The 23,566-nt window shown below is 41.1% G+C and carries 28 protein-coding genes; 6 read left to right on the top strand and 22 right to left on the bottom strand.

What is annotated here, in order from left to right:
* Positions 1-29 precede the first annotated feature (29 nt).
* The 4 genes from lepA to gpr all read right to left on the bottom strand — a co-directional run bounded on the left by lepA (position 30) and on the right by gpr (position 4,999).
* Positions 30-1,862: a translation elongation factor 4 gene (lepA, locus tag ACQKFO_RS01030; RefSeq protein ID WP_397541022.1), complete on the bottom strand. Its 1,833-nt coding sequence runs from the start codon at positions 1,860-1,862 to the stop codon at positions 30-32.
* A 186-nt stretch (positions 1,863-2,048) separates the two neighbouring features.
* Positions 2,049-2,384 (bottom strand): DUF3679 domain-containing protein, encoded by a 336-nt coding sequence (locus ACQKFO_RS01025; RefSeq protein ID WP_427596493.1) that lies wholly within the window; start codon positions 2,382-2,384, stop codon positions 2,049-2,051.
* A gap of 20 nt (positions 2,385-2,404) precedes the next feature.
* Positions 2,405-3,613, bottom strand: coding sequence for a stage II sporulation protein P (gene spoIIP, locus ACQKFO_RS01020; protein WP_427596492.1), 1,209 nt, complete (start codon positions 3,611-3,613; stop codon positions 2,405-2,407).
* Between the two features lie 276 nt (positions 3,614-3,889).
* Entirely contained in the window at positions 3,890-4,999 is a 1,110-nt protein-coding gene (gene gpr, locus ACQKFO_RS01015; protein ID WP_427596491.1) for a GPR endopeptidase, read from the bottom strand.
* A 202-nt stretch (positions 5,000-5,201) separates the two neighbouring features.
* Here gpr and rpsT point away from each other — a divergent pair, with 202 nt between their 5' ends.
* Positions 5,202-5,453, top strand: a complete 252-nt coding sequence (gene rpsT, locus ACQKFO_RS01010) for a 30S ribosomal protein S20 (protein WP_044339591.1) — start codon at positions 5,202-5,204, stop codon at positions 5,451-5,453.
* A 73-nt stretch (positions 5,454-5,526) separates the two neighbouring features.
* Here rpsT and holA read toward each other — a convergent pair whose 3' ends face one another.
* Positions 5,527-6,555 (bottom strand): DNA polymerase III subunit delta, encoded by a 1,029-nt coding sequence (gene holA, locus ACQKFO_RS01005; RefSeq protein WP_427596490.1) that lies wholly within the window; start codon positions 6,553-6,555, stop codon positions 5,527-5,529.
* Positions 6,556-6,850: 295 nt separating this feature from the next.
* Here holA and ACQKFO_RS01000 point away from each other — a divergent pair, with 295 nt between their 5' ends.
* Positions 6,851-6,985, top strand: coding sequence for a YqzM family protein (locus ACQKFO_RS01000; RefSeq protein ID WP_172251312.1), 135 nt, complete (start codon positions 6,851-6,853; stop codon positions 6,983-6,985).
* A gap of 151 nt (positions 6,986-7,136) precedes the next feature.
* On the opposite strand, the gene ACQKFO_RS00995 is transcribed toward ACQKFO_RS01000, so the two are convergent.
* The 3 genes from ACQKFO_RS00995 to ACQKFO_RS00985 all read right to left on the bottom strand — a co-directional run bounded on the left by ACQKFO_RS00995 (position 7,137) and on the right by ACQKFO_RS00985 (position 10,634).
* Positions 7,137-9,404 carry a DNA internalization-related competence protein ComEC/Rec2 gene (locus ACQKFO_RS00995; RefSeq protein WP_427596489.1) on the bottom strand — a complete coding sequence of 756 codons (2,268 nt, stop codon included), beginning with the start codon at positions 9,402-9,404 and terminating at the stop codon, positions 7,137-7,139.
* A complete protein-coding gene (locus ACQKFO_RS00990; protein ID WP_427596488.1) occupies positions 9,397-9,960 on the bottom strand; it encodes a ComE operon protein 2 in 564 nt (187 codons plus the stop codon). Before ACQKFO_RS00990 ends, ACQKFO_RS00995 begins: the two co-directional genes overlap by 8 nt.
* A 68-nt stretch (positions 9,961-10,028) precedes the next feature.
* Positions 10,029-10,634, bottom strand: coding sequence for a helix-hairpin-helix domain-containing protein (locus ACQKFO_RS00985; RefSeq protein ID WP_427596487.1), 606 nt, complete (start codon positions 10,632-10,634; stop codon positions 10,029-10,031).
* 80 nt (positions 10,635-10,714) lie between these two features.
* Here ACQKFO_RS00985 and comER point away from each other — a divergent pair, with 80 nt between their 5' ends.
* Entirely contained in the window at positions 10,715-11,536 is an 822-nt protein-coding gene (gene comER / locus ACQKFO_RS00980; RefSeq protein ID WP_427596486.1) for a late competence protein ComER, read from the top strand.
* A gap of 113 nt (positions 11,537-11,649) precedes the next feature.
* On the opposite strand, the gene ACQKFO_RS00975 is transcribed toward comER, so the two are convergent.
* From ACQKFO_RS00975 to ACQKFO_RS00940, 8 genes are read right to left on the bottom strand one after another with little or no spacing between them, the layout of a single operon-like run.
* Entirely contained in the window at positions 11,650-12,396 is a 747-nt protein-coding gene (locus ACQKFO_RS00975; protein ID WP_427596485.1) for a class I SAM-dependent DNA methyltransferase, read from the bottom strand.
* Positions 12,397-12,750 carry a ribosome silencing factor gene (gene rsfS, locus ACQKFO_RS00970; protein WP_427596484.1) on the bottom strand — a complete coding sequence of 118 codons (354 nt, stop codon included), beginning with the start codon at positions 12,748-12,750 and terminating at the stop codon, positions 12,397-12,399.
* A gap of 4 nt (positions 12,751-12,754) precedes the next feature.
* Positions 12,755-13,321 (bottom strand): bis(5'-nucleosyl)-tetraphosphatase (symmetrical) YqeK, encoded by a 567-nt coding sequence (gene yqeK / locus ACQKFO_RS00965; protein ID WP_427596483.1) that lies wholly within the window; start codon positions 13,319-13,321, stop codon positions 12,755-12,757.
* Positions 13,314-13,880 carry a nicotinate-nucleotide adenylyltransferase gene (locus tag ACQKFO_RS00960; RefSeq protein ID WP_427597750.1) on the bottom strand — a complete coding sequence of 189 codons (567 nt, stop codon included), beginning with the start codon at positions 13,878-13,880 and terminating at the stop codon, positions 13,314-13,316. The genes yqeK and ACQKFO_RS00960 overlap by 8 nt, the downstream gene beginning before the upstream one ends.
* A 14-nt stretch (positions 13,881-13,894) precedes the next feature.
* The gene (gene yhbY, locus ACQKFO_RS00955; RefSeq protein WP_148969748.1) at positions 13,895-14,188 is read right to left on the bottom strand and encodes a ribosome assembly RNA-binding protein YhbY; all 294 of its coding nucleotides are present in this window, start codon (positions 14,186-14,188) and stop codon (positions 13,895-13,897) included.
* Positions 14,175-15,020 carry a shikimate dehydrogenase gene (gene aroE, locus ACQKFO_RS00950; RefSeq protein ID WP_427596482.1) on the bottom strand — a complete coding sequence of 282 codons (846 nt, stop codon included), beginning with the start codon at positions 15,018-15,020 and terminating at the stop codon, positions 14,175-14,177. The genes yhbY and aroE overlap by 14 nt, the downstream gene beginning before the upstream one ends.
* A 10-nt stretch (positions 15,021-15,030) precedes the next feature.
* Entirely contained in the window at positions 15,031-16,131 is a 1,101-nt protein-coding gene (gene yqeH / locus ACQKFO_RS00945) for a ribosome biogenesis GTPase YqeH (RefSeq protein WP_427596481.1), read from the bottom strand.
* Positions 16,128-16,670, bottom strand: a complete 543-nt coding sequence (locus tag ACQKFO_RS00940) for a YqeG family HAD IIIA-type phosphatase (RefSeq protein ID WP_427597749.1) — start codon at positions 16,668-16,670, stop codon at positions 16,128-16,130. The genes yqeH and ACQKFO_RS00940 overlap by 4 nt, the downstream gene beginning before the upstream one ends.
* A gap of 438 nt (positions 16,671-17,108) precedes the next feature.
* On the opposite strand from ACQKFO_RS00940, the gene ACQKFO_RS00935 reads away from it, so the two are divergent.
* The gene (locus ACQKFO_RS00935) at positions 17,109-17,249 is read left to right on the top strand and encodes a sporulation histidine kinase inhibitor Sda (protein ID WP_113970654.1); all 141 of its coding nucleotides are present in this window, start codon (positions 17,109-17,111) and stop codon (positions 17,247-17,249) included.
* 89 nt (positions 17,250-17,338) lie between these two features.
* On the opposite strand, the gene ACQKFO_RS00930 is transcribed toward ACQKFO_RS00935, so the two are convergent.
* Positions 17,339-18,118 carry a phosphatidylserine decarboxylase gene (locus ACQKFO_RS00930; protein WP_427596480.1) on the bottom strand — a complete coding sequence of 260 codons (780 nt, stop codon included), beginning with the start codon at positions 18,116-18,118 and terminating at the stop codon, positions 17,339-17,341.
* 215 nt (positions 18,119-18,333) lie between these two features.
* On the opposite strand from ACQKFO_RS00930, the gene pssA reads away from it, so the two are divergent.
* Positions 18,334-18,873, top strand: coding sequence for a CDP-diacylglycerol--serine O-phosphatidyltransferase (gene pssA / locus ACQKFO_RS00925; protein WP_427596479.1), 540 nt, complete (start codon positions 18,334-18,336; stop codon positions 18,871-18,873).
* A 64-nt stretch (positions 18,874-18,937) separates the two neighbouring features.
* Here pssA and ACQKFO_RS00920 read toward each other — a convergent pair whose 3' ends face one another.
* On the bottom strand, positions 18,938-19,075 hold the full coding sequence (locus ACQKFO_RS00920) for a hypothetical protein (RefSeq protein WP_172655779.1): 138 nt from the start codon (positions 19,073-19,075) through the stop codon (positions 18,938-18,940).
* A 199-nt stretch (positions 19,076-19,274) separates the two neighbouring features.
* Here ACQKFO_RS00920 and sigK point away from each other — a divergent pair, with 199 nt between their 5' ends.
* Positions 19,275-19,991, top strand: coding sequence for an RNA polymerase sporulation sigma factor SigK (gene sigK / locus ACQKFO_RS00915; protein ID WP_044339577.1), 717 nt, complete (start codon positions 19,275-19,277; stop codon positions 19,989-19,991).
* A 493-nt stretch (positions 19,992-20,484) separates the two neighbouring features.
* Here sigK and ACQKFO_RS00910 read toward each other — a convergent pair whose 3' ends face one another.
* The 4 genes from ACQKFO_RS00910 to ACQKFO_RS00895 form a co-directional block, all read right to left on the bottom strand.
* Complete coding sequence (locus ACQKFO_RS00910; RefSeq protein ID WP_427596478.1) at positions 20,485-20,625, bottom strand: YrzI family small protein; 141 nt, start codon at positions 20,623-20,625, stop codon at positions 20,485-20,487.
* A gap of 402 nt (positions 20,626-21,027) precedes the next feature.
* Positions 21,028-21,267 carry a YrhC family protein gene (locus ACQKFO_RS00905; protein ID WP_427596477.1) on the bottom strand — a complete coding sequence of 80 codons (240 nt, stop codon included), beginning with the start codon at positions 21,265-21,267 and terminating at the stop codon, positions 21,028-21,030.
* A 102-nt stretch (positions 21,268-21,369) separates the two neighbouring features.
* Positions 21,370-22,506, bottom strand: coding sequence for a bifunctional cystathionine gamma-lyase/homocysteine desulfhydrase (locus ACQKFO_RS00900; RefSeq protein WP_427596476.1), 1,137 nt, complete (start codon positions 22,504-22,506; stop codon positions 21,370-21,372).
* 2 nt (positions 22,507-22,508) lie between these two features.
* Positions 22,509-23,432 (bottom strand): PLP-dependent cysteine synthase family protein, encoded by a 924-nt coding sequence (locus tag ACQKFO_RS00895; protein ID WP_427596475.1) that lies wholly within the window; start codon positions 23,430-23,432, stop codon positions 22,509-22,511.
* Between the last annotated feature and the right edge of the window lie 134 nt (positions 23,433-23,566).

Raw genomic sequence — 23,566 nt, 5'->3', positions numbered from 1 at the left:
GCCACTTTCCCCCTTTATCATCAAGATAATTATTTTTTATCAGTATCGTCCATCTTCAAGACGGCCATGAAGGCTTCTTGTGGAACTTCTACATTACCAACGGACTTCATACGTTTTTTACCTTCTTTTTGTTTATCAAGAAGTTTACGTTTACGTGAAATATCTCCACCGTAACATTTTGCCAGAACGTTCTTCCTAATGGCTTTGATGGTCGATCTTGCGACAATTTTCTGGCCGATCGCTGCCTGGACGGGGACTTCGAATTGTTGTCTCGGAATTAATTCCTTTAATTTCTCTACAATCAACTTCCCGCGTTCATATGCGAAATCACGGTGAACGATAAAGCTCAGGGCATCGACATTTTCAGCATTCAAAAGGATATCCATCTTCACAAGCTTGGATTCTTTGTATCCGATCAACTCATAATCAAATGAAGCATACCCTTTCGTATTAGACTTCAATTGATCGAAGAAATCATACACAATTTCAGCAAGCGGGATTTCATAGACGATGTTCACTCGTGTGTCATCCATATACTGCATGTCGATAAAGTTCCCGCGTTTTCCTTGGCAAAGCTCCATCACGGCACCAACGTAGTCGTTCGGAACCATGATTGTTGCTTTAACATAAGGTTCTTCAACATGATCCACTTTTTGAGGATCAGGCATCATGGACGGGTTATCCACTTTCACTTCTTGACCATCTGTCAATTTGACATGATAGATAACACTTGGCGCAGTCGTAATAAGGTCGATTTTGAATTCGCGCTCAATGCGTTCCTGAATGATTTCCATATGAAGTAGTCCCAGGAATCCACAACGGAACCCGAATCCTAATGCTTGAGATGTTTCAGGCTCATATTGAAGTGCCGAGTCATTCAATTCAAGCTTCTCAAGTGCTTCCCTAAGATCGTTATAGCGATTTGAATCGATTGGATATAATCCGCAATATACCATCGGGTTTAAGCGGCGGTAACCTGGTAATGCTTTTTCAGCAGGGTTTTTCGCAAGAGTGATGGTATCCCCAACCCGGGTGTCCCCAACATTCTTGATCGCTGCTGTTAAATACCCAACATCCCCGACCGTTAATTCTTTTTGTCCCGTCGGTTTCGGAGTGAAGACACCGATTTCCGTTACTTCAAACTCTTTCCCGGTCGCCATCATGCGGACTTTATCTCCGACTTTGACACTTCCTTCCATCACACGGATGTAGGCAACGACTCCTCTATATGCGTCATATAAAGAGTCAAAGATAAGGGCTTTTAGTGGGGCATCTGGATCTCCCTGTGGGGCGGGTACTTTTTCAACCACCTGCTCCAGGATCTCTTCAATCCCGATTCCCGCTTTAGCTGATGCAAGGACTGCTTCCGATGCATCCAGACCGATGACATCTTCCACTTCCTGTCGAACCCTTTCAGGATCTGCTGCAGGAAGGTCGATTTTGTTGATGACCGGCAGGATTTCCAGGTCATTATCCAAGGCAAGATACACGTTTGCCAATGTTTGCGCTTCAATCCCTTGAGCTGCATCCACAACAAGGACGGCTCCTTCACAAGCAGCTAAACTACGAGATACTTCGTATGTAAAGTCTACGTGCCCTGGTGTATCAATCAGATGAAAGATATATTCTTCTCCATCCTTTGCTTGATACTTTAATTGCACAGAATTTAATTTGATTGTGATTCCACGTTCTCTCTCAAGATCCATTGAATCCAGTAATTGCTCTTTCATCTCACGCGCCGTCAGTGCTTTCGTTTTCTCCAAAATACGATCGGCAAGGGTAGATTTCCCATGATCTATATGAGCAATAATTGAAAAGTTTCTAATTCTCGATTGTCTTTCTAATTTCTCTTCACGGTTCATTATACGTTCAACTCCTGTTATTTCCACACATGTACACTATTTTGAATTATAGCAGTAGACTATATATTATTCAATGTAAACTAAAAGGCTATACGGGAATTGTCCATTTTCAAAGTAATTCATTGAAGTTCCTATAGAAAAAGCCACAAAAAAAGAGAAGACTGGAACAAGTCCATACGCCCTCCCTTATATTAACGAAGCAATAAAGTTCACTATTTCATTGGTGATACTTTCAATCATATTCGCCAGCGCCTTTCCGATTGAGGAAAACGCATTAAAAGCTTTCATGTCCTCTAATTTCTCTTTCTTTTCGCTTAACGTTTTCGATTCTACTTCATTTCCAAGGAAAGACGCTTCCACGTTTCCTTCCCCATCCTGACTCACTCCCACCGGCGAAGTGAATTTTTGTTGTTCATGTCCCTTCATTTCCACGATGCCTTCATTCGCATACTGCATTCCGATCAGTACCCCGATAAATAATGCAGATATAAGTAATGCACATTTAAAAAAGAATTTTGTCATTGGTTCCTTCATCCTTTTTACTACTGACTTGAAGCAGGAGTGACAGGTGTATGATTCACCTTTTCAGCCTGCCAATAATATTCAGCGAATACTTCAGCGAAAACCTGTGCAGATCGTTCCAATTCCTCGAATGTATTATCGACTCCACCAAACTCCAGTAACATGGCATTGCTAGAAAGATCCTGGTTGAACTTCCCGTTGGTCCCGCTTCCCTTTTTCGCAATCACTCCACGTGAAATCCCTTTATAGTTCGCTTCCAATAATTTATGAAGCTCTGTTGCCACCTTTAAGTTCTGCTCGTAATTCGGATGCTCTTCCCCAACGACAAATGCAAGCTTGGCATACGATTTTCCATTGATCGTCCCTGTTGTGACAGCCCTTCTTTGAGAATCACGATGGATGTCAACGAGATACAGCAAGTCTTTATTACTTGTCATGGCAGCCTGCACTAAAGGTCTCGACTCCTGGTAAGCGGCCCAATAATCCAATCCTTTATTGTTTAAGGTCTGAATCACATCGGTTTTATCTATGCTTGTTCCGATACCCTGGTCCTCTAAGTTCCTCTTCACCATGTCTCCCACCTTGGTGACATTGACTTCTGAGTGCATGGCTGAATCCGGATTGGTCACACCGTCCAAATAAGGGAGATAGGATTCACGGGTATGAGTGAAGTAAAGATGAACCGTTTTTTTATTTCCGGTTGATAATGGCGGGGCCACGTCCCCACTCTTTTGATCCGGGTCTTTAAGATTCTCAACATTCTTGAGTGGAGCTTCATTTCCTGCCTCAAGTGCTTCAGGAGGCGGGACCGACTCAATCGGCATATTCGTAAAATCCGTTCCTTCCCCGGCCACAAGGATATCCCCGTCGAAAATCGAGAATCCCGGAAGCTCTCTCCCCAGGAAACTTCGGGGATCTTCAAAGCTCACATTGGTAGCCACCTGAAAAAGGAGGGATGACACATTTGGTAAATCCTGCTCTTCTTCAGTCAATATTTGATTAAAAGTCCGGTTTTCTAATGCCAAGATCTTATATAATGCATCACCCTTCACATTGGAAGCCGCTTGATTCAATGAATTCGATGTAATCCTATATTCAGGGTCCAGGGAGGTGAGGATGCCCGTTATCGAAAATATCGAGAGCAACCCTGCCACGAAGATCAACATCCCTTTCAGTATCGTTGACATATTAATCGCTACTACATAATTAGGAGCTTTATACGACCTCATCCTCCCACCCTTTCCTTTAATCTACTCTAGTACAACGTATGCCATTACTAGAGATAGTAGAACTATATTTAGTAGTCATTATGAGGTTATTGGCGGAAAGTTAAACGGGGGAATCTATTATTTTTAAACAATCTAAACTTTAGCGCACACTGATTCAGGAACCGGGAGATCCGAGAGCTGACAAATTCCTCAAGACCCGATCACTCTACTCCCAATTCATCAAAAAACGCCTCAAGGGTCAATACCTACCCCTAAGGCGCTACTTTCACCTGCCATCTATCTCGTCTGATAACCCGTATTCTCCTGATCAACCGCATCATGCAGTGCAGCATTCAAACCGCTTGCGATGAGGTTGGCCATATCTTCCATGAACACGTCCACTTCTTTAGGTGTGACCATCAGATTATGCCCGATGGGAGCCAATACTTCATGTATCAATTTTCGTTTTTCATGATCCTCGAGTGTTCCGACAATTCCCATGTAGGTTTGACGATGTTGTTCTTCCGGAAGATCTTCTTCTGTTAATTTTCTTCTCTCGCCGAAGCTTAATCCCGCCGGGGCAAGGGATCTGGATGGACGGTCCCCTTCTCTCATTTCCTTCCCAAAATGCTTTAGTAGAAAGTCGACTGTATCACTTACAATTGTGACAGCATCGAGTACGGTCGGAACGCCGATGGCAATAACGGGAACCCCTAACGTTTCCTGATCCAATCCTTTTCGCTTGTTTCCTACACCTGACCCTGGATGTATGCCTGTATCCGAAATCTGGATGGTTGAATTGACACGCTCAATGGACCTTGAGGCCAGGGCATCGATGGCGATGATGAAGTCGGGTTTGGATTTCTCCACTACACCGAAAATAATATCGCTCGTTTCAATGCCCGTGAGCCCCATCACACCAGGAACCAGGGCACTGACCGGTCGATATCCCTCCTCCACTGATTCCGGCTGCAGTTCAAAAAGATGTCTCGTCACAATGATATCCTCACATACGCGGGGCCCTAATGAATCGGGGGTTACATTCCAGTTACCGAGCCCAACAATTAAACAGCTGGCATTTTTACTGATTTTATTATTACTTAAAAATTGATTAAATTCATTGGCAAATACTTTTTCAACTCTTTGTTGCAGTTCTGCATCTTCCTGGCGAATTCCATGAGCCTCGATGGTTAAGTAATTACCAGGTTTTTTACCGATTTTCTCTTCTCCTTCAGGTGTAACGGTGACTAGGGAAACCTTTACACCATCCTCTTCTTTCTCTTTAATCATGACTCCTTGGATGGACGACGTATCTTCCGCTTTATCACTGACGACCATTTCTCTTGCTTCAACGGCAAGATCGGTTCGAATGGAATATTTACTAAGATCGATTTCTTCTTTTTTCATTTCGACTCTACCTCCAGGCTTGGGATGATATCTACTATTTTTTTATGTTTACCTTTTTCGTATGGGTTCATTCACTCGTTTAATTTCACTACATAGTATTGCAATATCACTGTTCGTTTGATAAAATATCATTTGTTCTTATTGTTTAGGAATTTAAATCGAGTCACATAGAATCTCGATCCTTTTATAGGAGGTGACAGGAATGCCAAATATCAAATCAGCTATCAAACGTGTAAAAACTAGCAACGAGCGCAACGCTCAAAACGCTGCTGTGAAATCTACAATGCGTACTGCTATCAAGAAAGCAGAAGCTGCAGCTGCTAACAGCGCAGATAACGCTAAGGAATTAGCAACAGAAGCGGTTCGTCAATTAGACAAAGCAGCTCAAAAAGGTCTTATCCACAAAAACGCTGCGGATCGTCAAAAGTCTCGCCTTATGAAAAAAGCGAACTAATTAAAAAAACCACCTCGCCCTATGGCCAGGTGGTTTTTCTTTTGCTCATTATTTCATCGTAATGACTCAGAAATCACGTGAAACTCTGATCATGAAGTTTAAACAGAAACATTTCAATCATCAGTTCTTTTTTGATTTTTCCAGTTTTGATTTCGTAATCTCCTTGAGATAGCAATTCGATGATATGGGCGAGTTGTTTATCGTTGAAGTGCTTTGCCTGACCTGCTGCAAGTTTCACTCTGAAAGGGTGTACTTTTAGGTAGGAAGCAATTTTTTGCTGTCCGTATCCTCTTCGTGAAAGTTCCTTCGTTCCATATATCAGTCTGAATTGTCCTGCCAGAATCGATAGAATCTTCAACGGTTCTTCATTTTGTTTGAGAAGATCGTAATAAATTCTCAATGCTTCATCGATTCTTCTGTGAACGACCTTGTCCACTAATGTGAAAATATTTTGTTCCAGCGACCGTGCTGTTAACCGTTCCACCACTTCTACGTCGATTCTGTTTGTATCGCTTGCGTATAAAGAAAGTTTGTCAAGCTCTTGTGTGAGCATCATTAGGTTTGTTCCAGCCAGGGTCAGTAATAGTTCAATCGCATCTTCATCTATCTGAACACTATTAGAGGCAGCACGTTCTCTTACCCAGGATTTTAGTTCATGCTCGTTCAGCTTTTTGGCCTCTACCACTTCTGCCAGTTTCTTCAGGGACTTTGTGATTTTCTTACGCTCGTCCAGTTTTTCGTAATTCGCTGTAATGACCAAAATCGTATAAGGAGCAGGGGATTGTATGTATTGTTCCAGTCGTTTAATGTTGTGCTCTACCTTCTCTTTTGTTTTTTCGGCTGTCAAAAAAACAGGGTTTTGTAGGATGACGACCCTTCTCTCCCCCATAAATGGAAAGGTTTCTGCATCTTCTATCGCCACTTCCACAGGAGTTTCCTCCAGATCATAACTGGAAAAATTAAAATCCATTTCTTCTTCGGAAAGGGCATTTGATACAATTCTTTGTTTCGTTTCATTAATAATAAATGACTCATTTCCGTAAACTAAATATATAGCTCCGAATTGAGATTTCTCTATTTTTTTCCAAATATCAATAACCAAGTCAGCACTCTCCATTAAGTCTTTTCTCTACTCTATGGTAAAAAAGCTTTTTGGTTTTGGCAAGGGGTAAAGGGGACATCCGTCATATGGGACACCCCCTATATCTATATTAACGTTAACGGAGAAGACCTAGGAACCATCTCCGTCAAGCGGTATTTCCTTTGTATTGATTAGTGTCACCTGAGCTCGGGTAACTTATAGGTGACAACTCTTGTCAGTAAAGGAAAAAGTAAAGTGAAGTATAGATTTTTCAGTAGCGATGTTCTATACTAGAATAGAAATAGGAGGGGTAGTTGTGAACCAATTTGAAAAGAATGTACAATCAAAAAGAAATGATGCAGTAGATTCAGGCGTTGGATTTATTGTTTCTTTTGGATTCTTTGCGACAATGTTCGTTATTGCAACTGTTATTCAGTTAATCGGCTCTTAATGAAGATAGGAGGCAGACCTTAAAGAGATTCCGGTTTCTTCAACTTCCACTTATGGTACTGGTGTATCATACAGATGGCTTGAAGGTGCCTGACTTCTTGTGATAGGTCTGCCCCTTTTTCATTAGCGCTTAATTTGTTTTGTCATACATCCTATGGCAGGTGGGCTGAAAACGTTCCTTTTTTATCCCAAAAACGATAGGTGATGGCCCCATTTTCTCCCGTGCTATATATAGTTATTCCTCTTCTCTTCAATCGTTCCATTACTTCAGGATGCGGATGCCCAAAGCGATTGGTTTCACCTGCAGAGATCACCGCCACAGACGGATTCGTTTCAACGAGGAACTCTTCAGTTGTACTCGTATTACTCCCATGATGACCTACTTTTAACACATCAATCGGCAGATCGAAGTTTCGGATGAGCTCTTTCTCACCCTGCTCTTCTAAATCTCCGGTAAATAACCATTTCAATGACCCGATTTCTCCATACAATACAATAGAGTCATTATTCCCTTCATACTCTTCATCCTGCGGGGAGACAATATGCAATCCATCATTATCACCTGCCCACCTGTACGGATAATGGGCTTCTTTCACAGGAATTCTCTTTTGTCGGGCGATTTTCATGATTTTCCTCATTTCGCCTTTCTCTTCGCTGTTAGGACTCATCAGGATTTCCTTCACTTTCATCTCCTCAAGAACCGCTTCTGATCCGCCAATATGATCGAGATCTCCGTGTGTTAAAATCAGGGCATCAACGGACGTGATACCTTTACTTTTCAAAACAGGAACGACGATGTCTTCCCCAACAGAAAAACGATTCTTTCTCTCTTCCCATTCTTCTTTCGGAAACTGCACTTCCCCACCTGTATCGATAAGATAAGTTCCCCGATTGTACGGCAGCTTAATCAATGTAGCATCCCCTTGCCCAACATCCATAAATACAATCTCTCCATGAGGATGATAAGTATTTAAAAGCAGATGAAACGCTGCATAAAATAGCAAAAAAAGCCCGGAAAGCATGTATTTCCTCTTTTCAAACCAAACAAACGCAAGGTAAATAGCAATGAGGTAACCAATCAATAACAGAAATGAAGGCTTTCCCGTTACTATTGTGCTTAATGGAAAAGAAGCGATAAAGGTTGATACCCATTGTATTCCATCCATAAGATGTTTATGGAGAAGAATCATCCACTCAACTGATAGAATATAGACGATGATGGTCAAGGGAAGAACAATGACTGAGAATAGGGGTACATAAAGAAGATTCGTGAGAAAGCCCATCAAAGAAAATTCATAGAAATGATAGATGACGATGGGTAACGAAGATAGCTGAGCAACAAGTGTTACTCTCATTAATTGTGCAATGGATGAAGAAGTATTTAGAATAACTGCTGAGGATACTACAAGTGAAAAACTCACCATAAATGACAGCTGAAACCCAACATTGAAGACAGTATAAGGATCATATAAAACCAACATCACAAACACAACGGACAAACTGTCGATTGTTCTTAACTTACTTGCCACTTTTCTACTTATCAGTATCACGATCAGCATGGAAGATGCCCTCATCACGGAAGGAGATGCGCCCGTCAGTACGATATAACATAGGAGAAAAACAATCCCTATCCATGTCACCGATTCTTTTGTGACGCCGATCCTCAATAGACAATAGTAAAGAACCGCAAAGATCAACCCGACGTGCAGGCCGGAAATAGCCAGTAAATGAACAACACCCAGCTCTCTGAATGCCTTCATCGTGTCTTCTGTGATCATCCCTGTTTCACCAAACAGTAACGCTTGGGTCACTCCTACCGTTGAAGATGGGAATTCCCTTTCTATTTTTTTCAACCCATCAAACCTTAGATGTATGAGGGCGTGTTTCCATTTGTTTTGATTCACGCATCCCCCGAATGCTTGTACTTCGAGTATCCAATAAACTCCTCGATGAGCCAAATAATTTTTATAATGAAACAAGTTTGGGTTTTTATTCGGTTTTGGTTCTGTAAGCTGCCCCTTCACTTCACACACAAAACCGGGTTTCACTTGTTGGAATTCTTGTTTTTCTTCTTCTGAAGAGAAATAATAGCGCATGAGAACCTTCTCATTCTTGATTTGAGCGAGGGTAACAAAGGAATTCCCATCGATGGTCGGAATGTCTCTGATCACAATTTGTAAGTCGACCGGTTCAGGTTGTGATGACAGAACGGTTTTCTGTTTCTTATCTTGAATAGTGGTGTTAAGAAAGGAAATAAGAAGAAATAGAAGACAGAGAAAAAGGATGGTGGAGGTCGTTTTTCTGAGGAAAAGGGATAGAAGGAGCACAGCAAGGACGACAGCACCCCATTGGAATTGAAGTGCAAGGAGCGTCCCTGTCAGTACTGAAAATGCCGAGTAAAGGCATATCCCTCTATTCATTAAAGAGTTTTATGTATTCTTGTTCATAGTAAGCAAGCTTCTCATCTTCAGCACCCTGATTTCTCAAGTCTTCGATTAATTGAAGCACCATGGAGGCTTTTTTATTGTGTTTTACGTCGATGCTGCTCTCTTGAAAGGGCACTTTCTCTACATGGACGTTTGCCTTTTGAAAAAGTTCAATCGCATAAGGATGATTTTTATAATCTTTTGCATAATAAACTGTTTTGATTCCTGCCTGGATAAGAGCCTTACAGCATTGAAGGCAGGGGAAATGAGTAACATATATATCCGCATTCTCCGTTCCGACCCCGAACTTTGAACACTGCAGCAGGGCATTCATTTCGGCATGAATGGTCCTCACGCAGTGATTGTCAATCACATAGCATCCTTCATCTATACAATGATCCCCTCCTGCAATGGAGCCGTTATAGCCTCCTGCAATGATTCGTTTTTCACGAACGATGGTTGCCCCCACCGCCAGTCTTGTACACGTGCTGCGCAGGGCAAGGAGCTGACTTTGGGCCATAAAATATTGATGCCAAGCGATTCTTTCCATCACCAATCCCCCTTCTATGTTTTTAGATGCTTGTTTAAGTGTATAAAGACTTCCTATGTTTCGTCAATTCATTGAACATAAATATATTCTTTTAATTTCTCAAACGTTTTTTCCCCGACTCCAGAGATGTTTTGAATCTCTTCTATAGTCGCAAACGGTCCATGTTCTTCGCGATATTGGATAAAGGTTGAAGCTTTCGCAGGGCCAATTCCGGGCAGTGTTTCGAATTCCTGTTGAGTGGCTGTATTAATGTTGATACGATCCTTTCCCGAATCGTTCCCAGACATTGGAGAAGCCAGCAGGGGCGGTTCTATTTCCCCGATTCTAGGGACATAAATCATCATTTCGTCTGAGACCTTTACCGCTAAATTGATCACTTTCTTATCTGCATCCGGGGTGAAACCACCGGCTCGATCGATCACAAACTTTAACCTGTCTCCCTGCCTGACTTCATATAATCCAGGTTTCACAACCTCTCCCTTTACGTCTACAAATACTTTTTCGACTATTTTCAATTCTTCAGGCTCCTTTTCTGTTTTAATGGGAGCGGCTGTAAAAGAAGCCTCTTTAACTGGAGGGGCGGAAGCGTTTTTTAATATATACGCAATCAGGACAATGGCACAAATCACAAGAATCACAAGAACCGTTCTGTATTTTTCAATTAGGGATTGCACAGGAAATCACCTCTGGTGGAATATTCATTGAAAGGAATTCATAAGTTTTAGGAGAGAGTGTGATAGAAGGAGGGCTGCACATGAAAGTGGGTATCATTGGAACGGGGAACATGGGGAAAATCATTATTGAAGCTCTCATTGAATCAAAGGCGATTTCTCCTTCACATCTTCATATTACGAATCGTTCATTAAAAAAAGCCGAGGATATAAAGGAAAAATGGAATGAATTGAATGTAAGCCATTCAAATGAAGAAGTGATCAAGTCATCTGATTTAATCTTCATATGCGTAAAACCTCATGATGTTTATGATGTGATTCAGGAGAATAAAAAAAGTTTTAACAGGGATAAATGCGTAGTTTCAATAACCAGTCCAGTAAGTGTGGAACAATTAGAATCGATCCTGACCAGTTCCTGTGCCCGATTCATTCCAAGCATTACGAATCGTGCACTAAGCGGAGTGTCACTTTTAACGTATGGAAGTCATTGTTCAGATAAATGGAGGCTGGATTTAATGACACTGGTTGAGCATATTTCCACACCGGTAGTCATTGATGAAAATGTGACGCGAGTGGCTTCTGACATTGTCAGCTGTGGACCTGCTTTTTTCAGTTATGTTACACAAAGGTTTATAAACGCCGCTACAGAAGTTACAGAAATCGACAGGGAAACGGCCACTGTTTTAGCATCTGAAATGCTTGTTGGTCTAGGGGACTTATTGAAGAAAAATATCTATACATTACCGACACTTCAAGAAAAAGTTTGTGTAAAGGGCGGAGTGACTGGAATAGGAATATCAGTAATGGAAAGAGAGCTGGGAGATGTTTTCGAGAAATTATTTGAAGCCACACAGGAAAAGTTCGTGGATGATATTGAAGGAACGAAATCACAATTTGGAGTCTAGTGAGGCTCCTTTTTTATATTTCGACACGAATTGATATTTTCCTTCTTTTTTAAAAAATCTTTTTCATAAAAAAGCCGGATCAATCTCTTTTCAAGAGATTGATCCGGCTTTTATCATTTCTTCTTACACGTAAAGAAAATTCTTTCGCTATGGTCTGTTGGGGCTTCTTCTGTGAAGTCTGCAGAGATATTCAACACTTCGAACCCTGCATCCTCCAACCATTCATTTAAGGTCAGAATGGGATATGTGCGCTGTTTGTGAAGCTCTTCTACTCTGTCGTACTGATTCGTTTCCTCATCTTTCACGAAAAAAGTCAGTTCATGCTCTACACTATTGGGAGCTTCTCCAGGGAAGCAATCCCAAATGTACGAGACATGTTCGTCCGAAAGGGTAAATGTCTGGTTTATAAATATTTGAGTCATTTTATAAATGGAATGTACATCAAACAAGAATAAGCCATCATGGTTAAGATGAGCATATATACTTTTGAACGTATTTTTCACGTCTTTTTCGTCTTCCAGGTAATTCAGGGAGTCACAAAAAATCGTGATGAGGTCGTATTCACCTAGAGAATCAAGCTTTGACATATCCTGTTGAAACAGATTAAGCCTTACGTTCATTTCTAAAGCCTTTTCCTGAGCTACCATCAGCATATCCTGAGAGAGATCGACACCTGTCACATCATAGCCGTCCCGGACAAGGCGCAGCGATAATTCCCCGGTGCCACAAGCGATGTCAAGGACGCTCTCCCCTTGGATAGAATAGGCTTTAGCTTGTTTATTGACAAACTCCAACCAGCCGTCGTATTGGACGTCCTGCATTAAATAATCGTACACATAAGCAAAACGTTCATAACTCATTTAGTTACTCTCACCTTGTCCAACCTCGACGAAGGATGCATCTCCCCATAAACGCTCTAGATTATAGTAGCCTCTTTCCTCTTTATGGAACACATGAGCGACTACATCACCTAAGTCGACTAAGATCCAGCGTGCTTGATCAAAACCTTCCAACCGTTTGACTGTATAGCCGTTTTCTTCTGCCCTGTCCTTTAATTCTCGTGCAATTGCCTGTACCTGTTTGTCTGAGTTACCGTGACAGATCAGAAAATAATCCGCAATTAAAGAAACACCTTTCATATCTAATACAACAATATCTTCAGCACGCTTATCATCAGCGGCATTAAACGCTAATTCTACTAAATTTTGTTCCATTCCTTCATCTCCTCTTGTTTAAAATTAATCCGTTATAAAAGCGGAATGTATCTGGGTAGATTGCTTGATTTTTTTTCATAAGAAACGTCATGGTATTTTGAAGTGCCTTCAACAGTCCTCGGTCTAATGATTCTTGTGCGAGTTCCCGCACTTCTTCCACTCCGGGAAAATGTCGATTCGGTTCGATGTAATCAGCTAAATAGATCACTTTGTCAAGGATGGTCATCTCTTCTTTACCCGAAGTATGGTATCGGATGGCATTTAAAATATCTTGATCCTGTATACCAACTTCACGCTCTACAAGTAGCGCTCCTACAGGTGCATGCCAAAGCTCGCTATTGTACTGCAAAAGATCCTGAGCCAGCTTCTCTTCTACAATGATGGTTTGCATTTCCTCTTTATCCCGGAACTTCGCATAGTCATGGAAAATCGCCGCTAATTCTGCCTTTTTCTCATCGGCTCCATATCGCTTTGCGAGCTCTATGCTTGTTTCCATGACTCCACAAGTGTGTATATAGCGATGTTCCGTTAAATGTTCTTTCACGATTTCCAAGGCTTTTTCCCTATTCATACAATTTCTCCTCCTTTATGAACCGATACACATCGTCGGGGACTAAGTAGCGTACTGATTGTCCCAGTTTCACTGTGTTGCGAATGTAGGAAGAAGAAATATCAATGGCCGGTACTTCAATCAATTGAACGTTAAACGAAGTGTCATGTGAATAGGAAGGACGATTGACACCAATGAACCTGACCATTTCCTGAAGCTCCTCTATCCGGTACCACTTCGGGAGATATTCAATCATATCCCCGCCGATGATAAATGAAAACTCGGTGTCCTCTTCCCTCTCGGTTAATAGCTTGATGGTGTCGTAAGTGAATGAGGCACCCTCTCTTTCAAGTTCAATCCGTTCAATGGAAAAGTGAGGGTTTCTCCCAATCGCTTTTTGCAGCATGAAGAGACGCTGTTCTACTGATACACTTTCATCCGCCTGTTTATGAGGAGGAACGTGATTCGGTAGAAATCGTATTTCATCCAAATTCGCCTTCTCTAAAACTTGTTCCGCAATAACCAAATGGCCCATATGAGGAGGATTGAATGTCCCTCCCAGGAGTCCAACCTTTTTCATCATTTTATCAATCCTTATCGTGGTAGGATTAATTGCTTGTTTTCTTTCGATTCCTTGTATAGGACAATTGTATTACCAATGATTTGGACAATTTCTGCCCCTACTCCTTTGGATAACTCGTCAGCAACCTCGGACTTATCCATATCACAGTTTTGGAGAATACTGATTTTCATCAATTCTCTTACTTCAATCGCTTCTCCGATTGTTTTGATCATATTTTCATTGACTCCGCCTTTTCCTACTTGGAAAACCGGATTTAAATGATGCGCTTCTGAACGTAAATATCTTTTTTGTTTACCTGTTAACATGTTGACCTCCTAGTTGTTGTAAAACGGTGTTTTTCATAATTGAATATGGTGGAAATATTCCCGTCCACTTTTCAAATGAAAGGGCTCCCTGGTACACAAACATATCAAGACCATTTTGAGTACGGGCACCTTTCTGATTCGCTTTCTTCAAGAATGCTGTTTCCAAAGGATTATAGATAATGTCACTAACGATGCATCCCTCTTTTAACTCTTTGATCGTTAAAGGACTATCTTCTATATGAGGAAACATTCCTATAGATGTTGTATGGATGATCACATCATACTGGTTCAATGTGTTTTCAGCAGCCCCAAGAGATAGAAAATCCGATTTCAAATCAAAAGGGCACGCTTCAATCATCTTCTCAGCTCTCGGTGCCGTCCGATTGGTCACATCGATTCTCTTCACTCCAATAGAAGCAAGGGAATAATAAATGGCTCTTGCAGCACCACCGGCACCGATGATCAGCATCGATTTATCTTCAAGTTGTTCATCAGTTATATTTTTTAAGCCTTCCACAAACCCAAGACCGTCTGTATTATAACCGATCAGCTTGCCATTTTCATTGACAATCGTATTCACTGCCCCGATCGCAAATGCCAATGGATCCATTTCATCTAATAATGGCATGACATGTTCTTTATGGGGAACTGTCACATTCACTCCTTGAACCCCCAACGCCTTTATTCCATCAATGGCTTGGGATAGCTGCTCTTTTTTTACGTGAAATTTCACGTAAGCAGAATCCATTCCACATTCCAGGAACGCAGCATTATGCATCTGTGGAGACATAGAATGAGCAATCGGATCTCCTATAACACCATATAGAGCCACAGAATCCCTCCTAGATTAATGATTTTCTCAAGAAAACACTAACGCCTTTAGGAACATGGGCAGCAATGGTAGCCCCTCTGTCATTCACTGTAATCCATCCTAAACCTGAGAAGACGATATCCGTTTTTGCTTCTTTAATTCTGAATTCATGCCTCACAAGTGGAGGGAATGTGTCCATATCATCTTTTCTTGGCGGCTGCAACAGTTCTCCAGCATGATTCTTATAGAGCTCATCGGCTTTCTCAATCTTTGTGCGATGAATGGATAGCTCATTTGAGAAATAACAGGTATATGCCTGACGCTCGCCAGCCATGAAGTCAAAGCGTGCCAACCCACCGAAGAAAAGGGTTTGTTCTGGATTCAACTGGAAGGTTCTCGGCTTGATTTCTTTCTTAGGAGTAATGATTTTCAAATCCTGTTTATCAACAAAATGGGCCATCTGATGATGATTGATAATTCCCGGCGTATCAATGAGTGACTCTTCGTCATCAAGTGGAATTTGAATCATATCAAGAGTGGTGCCAGGGAAGTGAGATGTCGTAATGACATCTTGTTCACCTGATACATGCTTGATGATACGGTTAATGAACGTTGATTTCCCAACGTTTGTACACCCTACTACATACACGTCTTTTCCATTTCGATAATGTTCAATCGCTTCGATGGCATCAGTAATTCCCTGACCTTTTGCGGCACTCACTAACTGAACATCAATCGGCTTTAATCCTAATTGACTTGCTTCATGTTTCATCCAATGAATCAGCTTGCTGGGTTTCACAGACTTGGGAAGGAGATCCACTTTGTTACCAATAAGCAGAATCGGGTTAGATCCTACGAAACGATGCAATCCAGGCAGCCAGCTCCCATTGAAATCAAATATATCGACAATCTTGACAATCAACCCTTCTGAATCACCAAGTTCATTCAATATTTTTAAGAAGTCATCATCCGTTAAGGGGACATCCTGGACTTCATTATAATGCTTTAATCTAAAGCAACGTTGACAAATAATCTCTTCTTTTTGAAGAGCTGAGGAAGGTGCATACCCCATTCCTTCCTTGTTCTCCGTCTGGATTTCAACGCCACATCCTATACATACAACTTGACTCACTTTTTATCCTCCCACTCAAGCATGCCTTTACGCTTGAAAAACTTCATTATTCTTCGTTCTACACGACGATTGAACTTAGTGATGAACCCATCTGATTGTGCAACGGGAACAACCAGTATCGTATGGAAGCCGTTTCGATTTCCGCCTAAAACATCCGTTAAAAGCTGGTCTCCAATGACTACCGACTCTTCCTTCTTTACACCCATCTCCTGAATCGCCCTTTTAAAAGCACGTCCCATCGGCTTACGGGCCTGGAATATAAACGGAACGCCTAAAGGTTCTGCAAATGCCCCCACCCGGTTTTTGTTATTATTGGACACAATCGTCACAAGGATTCCATGCTCCTGCATTTCTTTAAACCACTGAATTAATTTAGGGGTGGCATTGGGACGATCCCATTCCACTAACGTATTATCTAGATCTGTAATGATCCCTTTGATTCCTTTTTCTTTTAAATACTCCGGTCTGATACTGAAAATATCTTGAACCTGTTCATCGGGTAAAAATTGCTTTATCACTTGCAGCACCTCAAATTTCATTATCATTTATATACTCTAATGTTTACTTTTCTTCTTAGTCGTATAGCTCCACGTCCATTGTTCCTGCGGATACCTATTCTCTCTATAGTGTCATTAACCTATAACAGATTAATGATAACCAATTTTTCCTGCAGATTCAAAATAAATCACATATATTCCTGGAATTCCATAAATATTCCCAAGGAGATTAAATATTTTTCGACAAATTTCCAGATGCATTCATGGTTGTGGATAACCTTATTCACATTATACAAGACATAAACATCGCTTATTTACCAGTTATATACAAGTTAGTCACAACTTATCCACCGCGAACTGTGGATAACGGAACGCTTGTTCTGAAAAAACAAATTTGGTAAAGTTTAATTACTACTTAAAAACGTACTGACATTATGTTTCGAAATACAAAAAAGATGATGATTATTGGAGGTGGCATTAATGAGGAAATTATCGGACGAACTGTTGATTGATTCTTATTTCAAAGCGTTGGAGTTGAAACTCAATACAGAATTCATTCGCCTCATCGAAATGGAAATTCACCGTCGATCTCTTACTAATAAAATAAAAGCTTCATCGTAGAATACTAACATGAAATGGGACGGATTTGTTTAAAATCCGTCCTCTTTTTTATATAAGGATGTTTTCGTAATCTTTAGAAAGCAGCGTTATTAAATAAAATCTCCAATCGTTTCCCCTACCGTCACATTACTAGGTACTTCCTTATTCGGCGAGAATCGGAACGTACCTTTTTCAAAAAGAAGAATGACGGTGGAACCGAAGCTGAAGTATGCGACTTCTTCGCCTTGCTTCCATTCTTTCCCCTCATGCACATAATCAACACTGTTGACAAACATGGCCCCTACTTTTACGACGGCCAATTTGGCCTTTACATGTTGAAGCTCCGTAATTGAACGGAAGTTTTTTGAAAGGGCTTCTTTTCCGTACATCAATCCCAGTTCATTGACCGGGTAGGAATGCTGTCCCAATGACCATCTCTTTAGAATCGTGCCTGACACCGGGCTGTGAATGCGGTGATAATTTGCAGGGCTTAAATAAAATACCGCAAATTCTCCCCCACTATAATCAGAAGCATCCCCTTCACTGCCAAGCATATCAAGAATGGAGTAGGACTTTCCTTTCACTTCAATGACAAGGTCATCGGAAATGCTGCCCGTATCGGCCAATAATCCATCGACTGGACTGACCGCTTGATTCTCACTATAGTTCACGACCCTTGCATCTTCTTTCAGGTTTCTTATAAAGAAATCATGTAGCGTTTTATAGTCAGCTACTTGACCTTCAATTTCATCCACATTTATTTTGTACGTTTTAATAAATGATGAAATAAACGGCCGACTCAAAGGAGACTGTACAAATTTCCTGATCATATAGGAGGACCATTTTTTATTTGTTAGTTCGATAAATAGACGATAAATGGATTGCTTCATTAATATCCCTCACAAATTTCTAAAAAACGATTAACTTTAACAGTTTAATAAGTATATAATAAAATATTATTATATACTATATTTATAAGAATCTTTTTTCACTGTGGAATTTAACATTTATTGTTATTGCCGGTCCAAATGTATGTAAATCGAATATGCTAGCCAAAAGACATGTTCAGTAGTGAACAAACTTATTCAAAGGGAGTGAGTGATGATTGTTTCTCTCCGAAGTCGTCGATCAAACATTTAAAAAGCTTAAAAGTCAAACGGCCAACCTCATTACTTTGTCCAACTTATCATTAGGTGGATTTGCTATTATTTCAATACTTCATAATCAATTAAACCTAAGCTTGTTATTGATTTTCATTGCTGCCTTAACGGACCGCTTCGATGGAATGGTTGCGAGGAAAATGAACATTGAGTCAGAGTTAGGGAAACAGCTGGATTCCATGAGTGATATCATATCATTCGGTATAGCTCCTGCCTTGCTCCTGTATATATCCGTTCTTAATCAGTATGACTTTCCCGGAATGTTTTTCACCATATTCTATATAGGGTGTGGCGCTTTTCGGTTAGCCCGCTTCAATATTTCAGAAAACGATGGCTACTTTACGGGATTGCCGATCACCGTAGCCGGATGTTTACTGACCCTGTGCTACCTGGCTATCCCGTTTGTTTCAGGTGTACTGATTTTATGTATGACAATCACTCTAGCTGTATTAATGATAAGCCCTTTTACATTGAAGAAGATGTAAGAGGTATAAGAGAGCCCTGTTCACCTTGTGAACAGGGCTCTCTCAGGTTATTAATGTGGTCAGGCTAACAGTTATTGTAGTACCACCATCCACCAAATAGGAAAAGTAAGATTAGTAATACAACGACTAGAGCGAAGTAGAATCCGCCACCACCATAATAACCTGGATAGACTGGTCCATAACAAGGGTATCCATACGGCATTGCAATACCTCCTCACCTACTTTTACTACTAGTATATGTTCATAAGGAAATAGCGTATAGGCAGATTCCAACTTTCTTACCCGCATCCTCCCGAAAGAAAGTTTGCGTTTTCTCTGATTACTTTCTGAAGGACATGCAAGGACATCCCTTTCGTAACATATGAATGAGTATAGGCTTAAGTCCTCATGGAGGTGTGAATATGTCTGGAGTTCTAACGGCACTGGGGTATTTCTTTAAAGAGTTAATTTTCCTCGTTTCTTACGTAAAGAACAATGCATTCCCTCAACCTCTATCTGCAGCAGATGAACGAAAATATTTAAGGCTGATGGCAGAAGGAGATGAGCATGCCCGTAATATGCTCATTGAACATAATCTGCGATTGGTTGCTCACATCGTTAAGAAATTCGAAAACACAGGCGAAGATCCAGAAGATCTAATTTCCATCGGGACCATCGGATTGATTAAAGCAATTGAAAGTTATTCAGAAGGAAAAGGTACAAAGCTTGCTACCTATGCGGCAAGATGTATCGAGAATGAAATACTTATGCACCTTCGTGCACTCAAAAAGACGAAAAAAGATGTCTCTCTTCACGATCCTATCGGTCAAGATAAAGAAGGAAACGAAATCAGCTTAATTGATATCTTAAAGTCTGAGAGTGATGATGTCATCGATACGATTCAATTAAGCATGGAACTTGAAAAGGTAAGAAAATACATTTGTGTGCTGGACGAGAGGGAAAAAGAAGTGATCGTCGGTCGATTCGGATTAGACTTAAAAGAGGAAAAGACACAACGGGAAATTGCCAAAGAATTAGGAATCTCAAGAAGCTATGTTTCACGAATCGAGAAAAGGGCACTCATGAAAATGTTTCATGAATTTTATCGTGAGGAAAAAGAAAAGCGGAATAAATCATGAAAGCGATCCAGACTCGGATCGCTTTTTTCATTTTTTATTCTACACTGACTTCAGCGGCAATAATCAGACCAATCACAGATGTTACGACAAGACCCATTATCATTGAAAACACCGTAATCACACTCCCTCTTCAGCAGTCATTACTACCTGCTCTTCTTACTATTAATGTATCATGAAAAGCCGGATATTCCCCTCTCATCCGTGAACAACTTATTACTAAAGATTGACAGACCTGTGTCTGCCCTAAGCCCTCGTAAACCCCAATAAAAAATGAGGAGGACACCATCCAAAAAGGCATCCTCCTCACTCATTCTATTTCTTATCCTGCTTCTTCTTTTTATGGAAGAAAGCCGACCAAAAAACAATATTTAAAAACATCGTTCCACCCACCTTTTGTTTCGTTAGGCAGTATCCTTCTCTACCCATAGCGCATTAAGCATTTTCTCCTGTACATAAATCATATTTCATTCTCCTCTCCATTATTTAGATATCATTAGAACAATTGCGACATGTATTGGCTCTTGGTTTTCGTTTCTTCATAGGATTTTGAAACCGTTTCATTGTGAGTCGCTTCTTCAAACGTTTCTTGTTTCTTATTGAACGTTACCGTAATAAATAAAAGATTAAGTGTCATACGTATCACCCCTTTCAAAGTGCCCCAAAGCTTCAAGGCATACTAAAAAGCCACAAAGAGACCGATCCTTGTGGCACAAAAAAGCCACAGGAACCTACATTCTCCCTGTGGCTATCATTTAATGGATTTAAAATTAAACGTAAAACATCCCACAAGTGGTCGAATGATGAAAACAATATGAAGTTGTGTCTTTTTTTCCAATAAGCACGAACATTTTCTTCGACCTCCCTCTTGTGATTTTCTTCTTACATTGGTTAGTATATCCAATTTTCACAGTAAAGTAAACCACTTTCCTCATTATTTTTTCTACAAATTTCCACATAAACATCTAAGTCGGTTTTGAAGCAGGGTTGAACCAAACGAAAAAAAACGGGTCCTCAATGAGAACCCGCTTTCCATGATCTATTCATCTATAGATTGCATATCTTTTTTATATTTGATCGCTTTTGTAAAAAATATGAGTGACAATCCGAGTAAAACAACGGTCCCTGTCATGAGGGTCATGGTTTTACTTGGTGTGACGGTTTCTGTTGGAATAATTACCCCTAAATACATAAAGACACTAAGTGCAAGTAACGTAAAACCAAATCGTTTGAAGTCGTTCATCTTTTGTTGAATGGTTCTTTTTTTTGCGTTCTTCATGTGCATTCACCTACTTTAGAACTAGTAAACTCTCATTCTATGGTAACATACTGACCCATGTCAGCTGCCATGTAATTGATACCAGTTCTGCCAGTAGACGAATTACTTGGAAAGGGCATTTTCAATATCTTCAATCAGGTCCTCTACGTCTTCAAGACCGACAGAGATACGTACCAACCCGTCGGTGATCCCTAACTCATTTCGTCGATCCGCCGGAATGGACGCGTGAGTCATGCGGGCAGGTACTGATATTAAACTTTCTACCGCGCCAAGACTTTCTGCCAACGTGAAGTATTTTGTGTTCGTGAGCAGACGATCTGCATTTTCTTCACTACCTACATCAAAGGAAACCATTCCCCCAAAGCCGGATGCCTGTTTCTTGGCAATGTCATGGTTGGGATGAGTTTCTAATCCTGGATAGTATACCTTTGATACTTTCGGGTGTGATGTAAGATACTCGACTATTTTCTTCGTGTTTTCTTCATGCTCTTCCATTCTCAGCCCTAAGGTTTTAATGCCTCGAATCAGTAACCATGAATCCTGCGGTCCAAGAACCCCGCCCGTTGAATTCTGTACAAAGAATAATTCTTCAGCAAGTTCTTCGGAATTCACAACGACCAGTCCTGCCACCACGTCACTGTGTCCACCGATGTATTTCGTTGCACTGTGGAGAACGATGTCTGCTCCCAGGCTGATTGGGTTTTGCCAGTATGGCGTGCTGAACGTATTATCCACGATCGTCAATAGATTGTGCTTCTTGGCCAAAGAAGCCGCTGCCTCGATATCGGTAATTTTCAGCAGTGGATTCGTTGGTGTTTCAATGTAGACAGCCTTTGTATTCGGCTGAATAGCACGTTCAATATTGCCGATATCACTTGAATCAACGAAAGTGGATTCGATGCCGATGCGGTTTAAGACCTTGGTCATGACACGATACGTTCCACCATACACGTCGTCCGTCATGACTATATGATCTCCGCTATTGAACATCATCATAACTGCCGTAATACCTGCCATTCCCGATCCGAATGCAAAGCCTTTTTCTCCTCCTTCCAGATCTTTAATCAACTCTTCAAGTGCATGTCTAGTCGGGTTCCCTGAACGTGAATATTCAAACCCTTTATGCTTTCCTACTTCATCCTGCTTATACGTACTCACCTGATAGATGGGAGTTGATACAGCACCTGTTTGAGGATCTGTAGGAATACCGCCGTGAATTAGTTGTGTTTTCTTCTTCATGATTAGAGTCCTCCTTCATATATTTTCTTACTTAGATAGCGCTCACTCGAGTCCGGGAAAATCGTGACGATATGGCTTCCCGGCTCAGCTTCATCCGCTTCCTGTAATGCAGCATGCAGCACTGCACCAGAAGAACTTCCGACCAGCAAGCCTTCCAGCAGCGCAAGCTCTTTTACTCGTTTAAAGGCATTGTCGTCCGTCACAGTATGGATGCTGTTAAAATAGCTTGGATCCATATAGTGAGGTAAGAATTCCATGCCGATCCCCTCTGTTTTATGAGGTCCTGATGTTCCACCGTTCAAGATGGAGCCTTCAGGTTCAACAATGACTGTTTTGATGTCCTTATTTCTTTCCTTCAAGTACTGAGCAGTCCCCATGAAGGTACCCCCTGTCCCTGCACCCGCAACAAATGTTTGAATGTTGCCATCCATCTGATTCCATAGTTCAGGTCCCAACGTTTTGTAATACGTCTCAGGATTGGCCGAATTCCCAAATTGCTGCGGAGAATAAGAGTTCGGGATTTCCTTTACCAGTTCATTTGCTTTTGAAATGGCCCCCTTCATTCCTTCCTCGGTTGGGGTATGAATGATTTTGGCACCTAATGCTTTCATAAGCTCCTGCTTTTCTATGCTGAATTTTTCGGGTACGCAAAACATGACGTTGTATCCTGAATTCACAGCTGCAAGAGCCAGGCCGATCCCCGTGTTCCCTGCAGTCGGTTCGATGAAAGTGCCTCCCGGTTCTATTTTACCGTTACGGATGGCATCTTCTAATAATTCCCTGCCCAGACGATCTTTCACACTACCTCCAGGATTGAAGAATTCCAGCTTAGCAAAGAGGCGAACTCCCTTCTTTAATGGGAAGTTTGTAAGCTCGACAATCGGTGTATTCCCAATCAGGTCATGTACGCTATTATACACGTCCATGTATTCAGTCCCCCTTCATAAGAAAAGCTGACTCCATGCACCTCTCCTGTCCCCAAGTGCATACGATTGGAGGGCTCTCCTGAACACCCCTGTTCCATATGTTTTAATGAGAAAGTTGGTACCCGGGTCAGCTT

This window comes from Rossellomorea sp. NPDC071047 (genome assembly GCF_050270195.1).
In the GTDB taxonomy this organism is placed as follows: domain Bacteria; phylum Bacillota; class Bacilli; order Bacillales; family Bacillaceae_B; genus Rossellomorea.
Note: the sequence above shows the minus strand (reverse complement) of the source record. Positions and strands in the feature narration are given on the sequence as shown.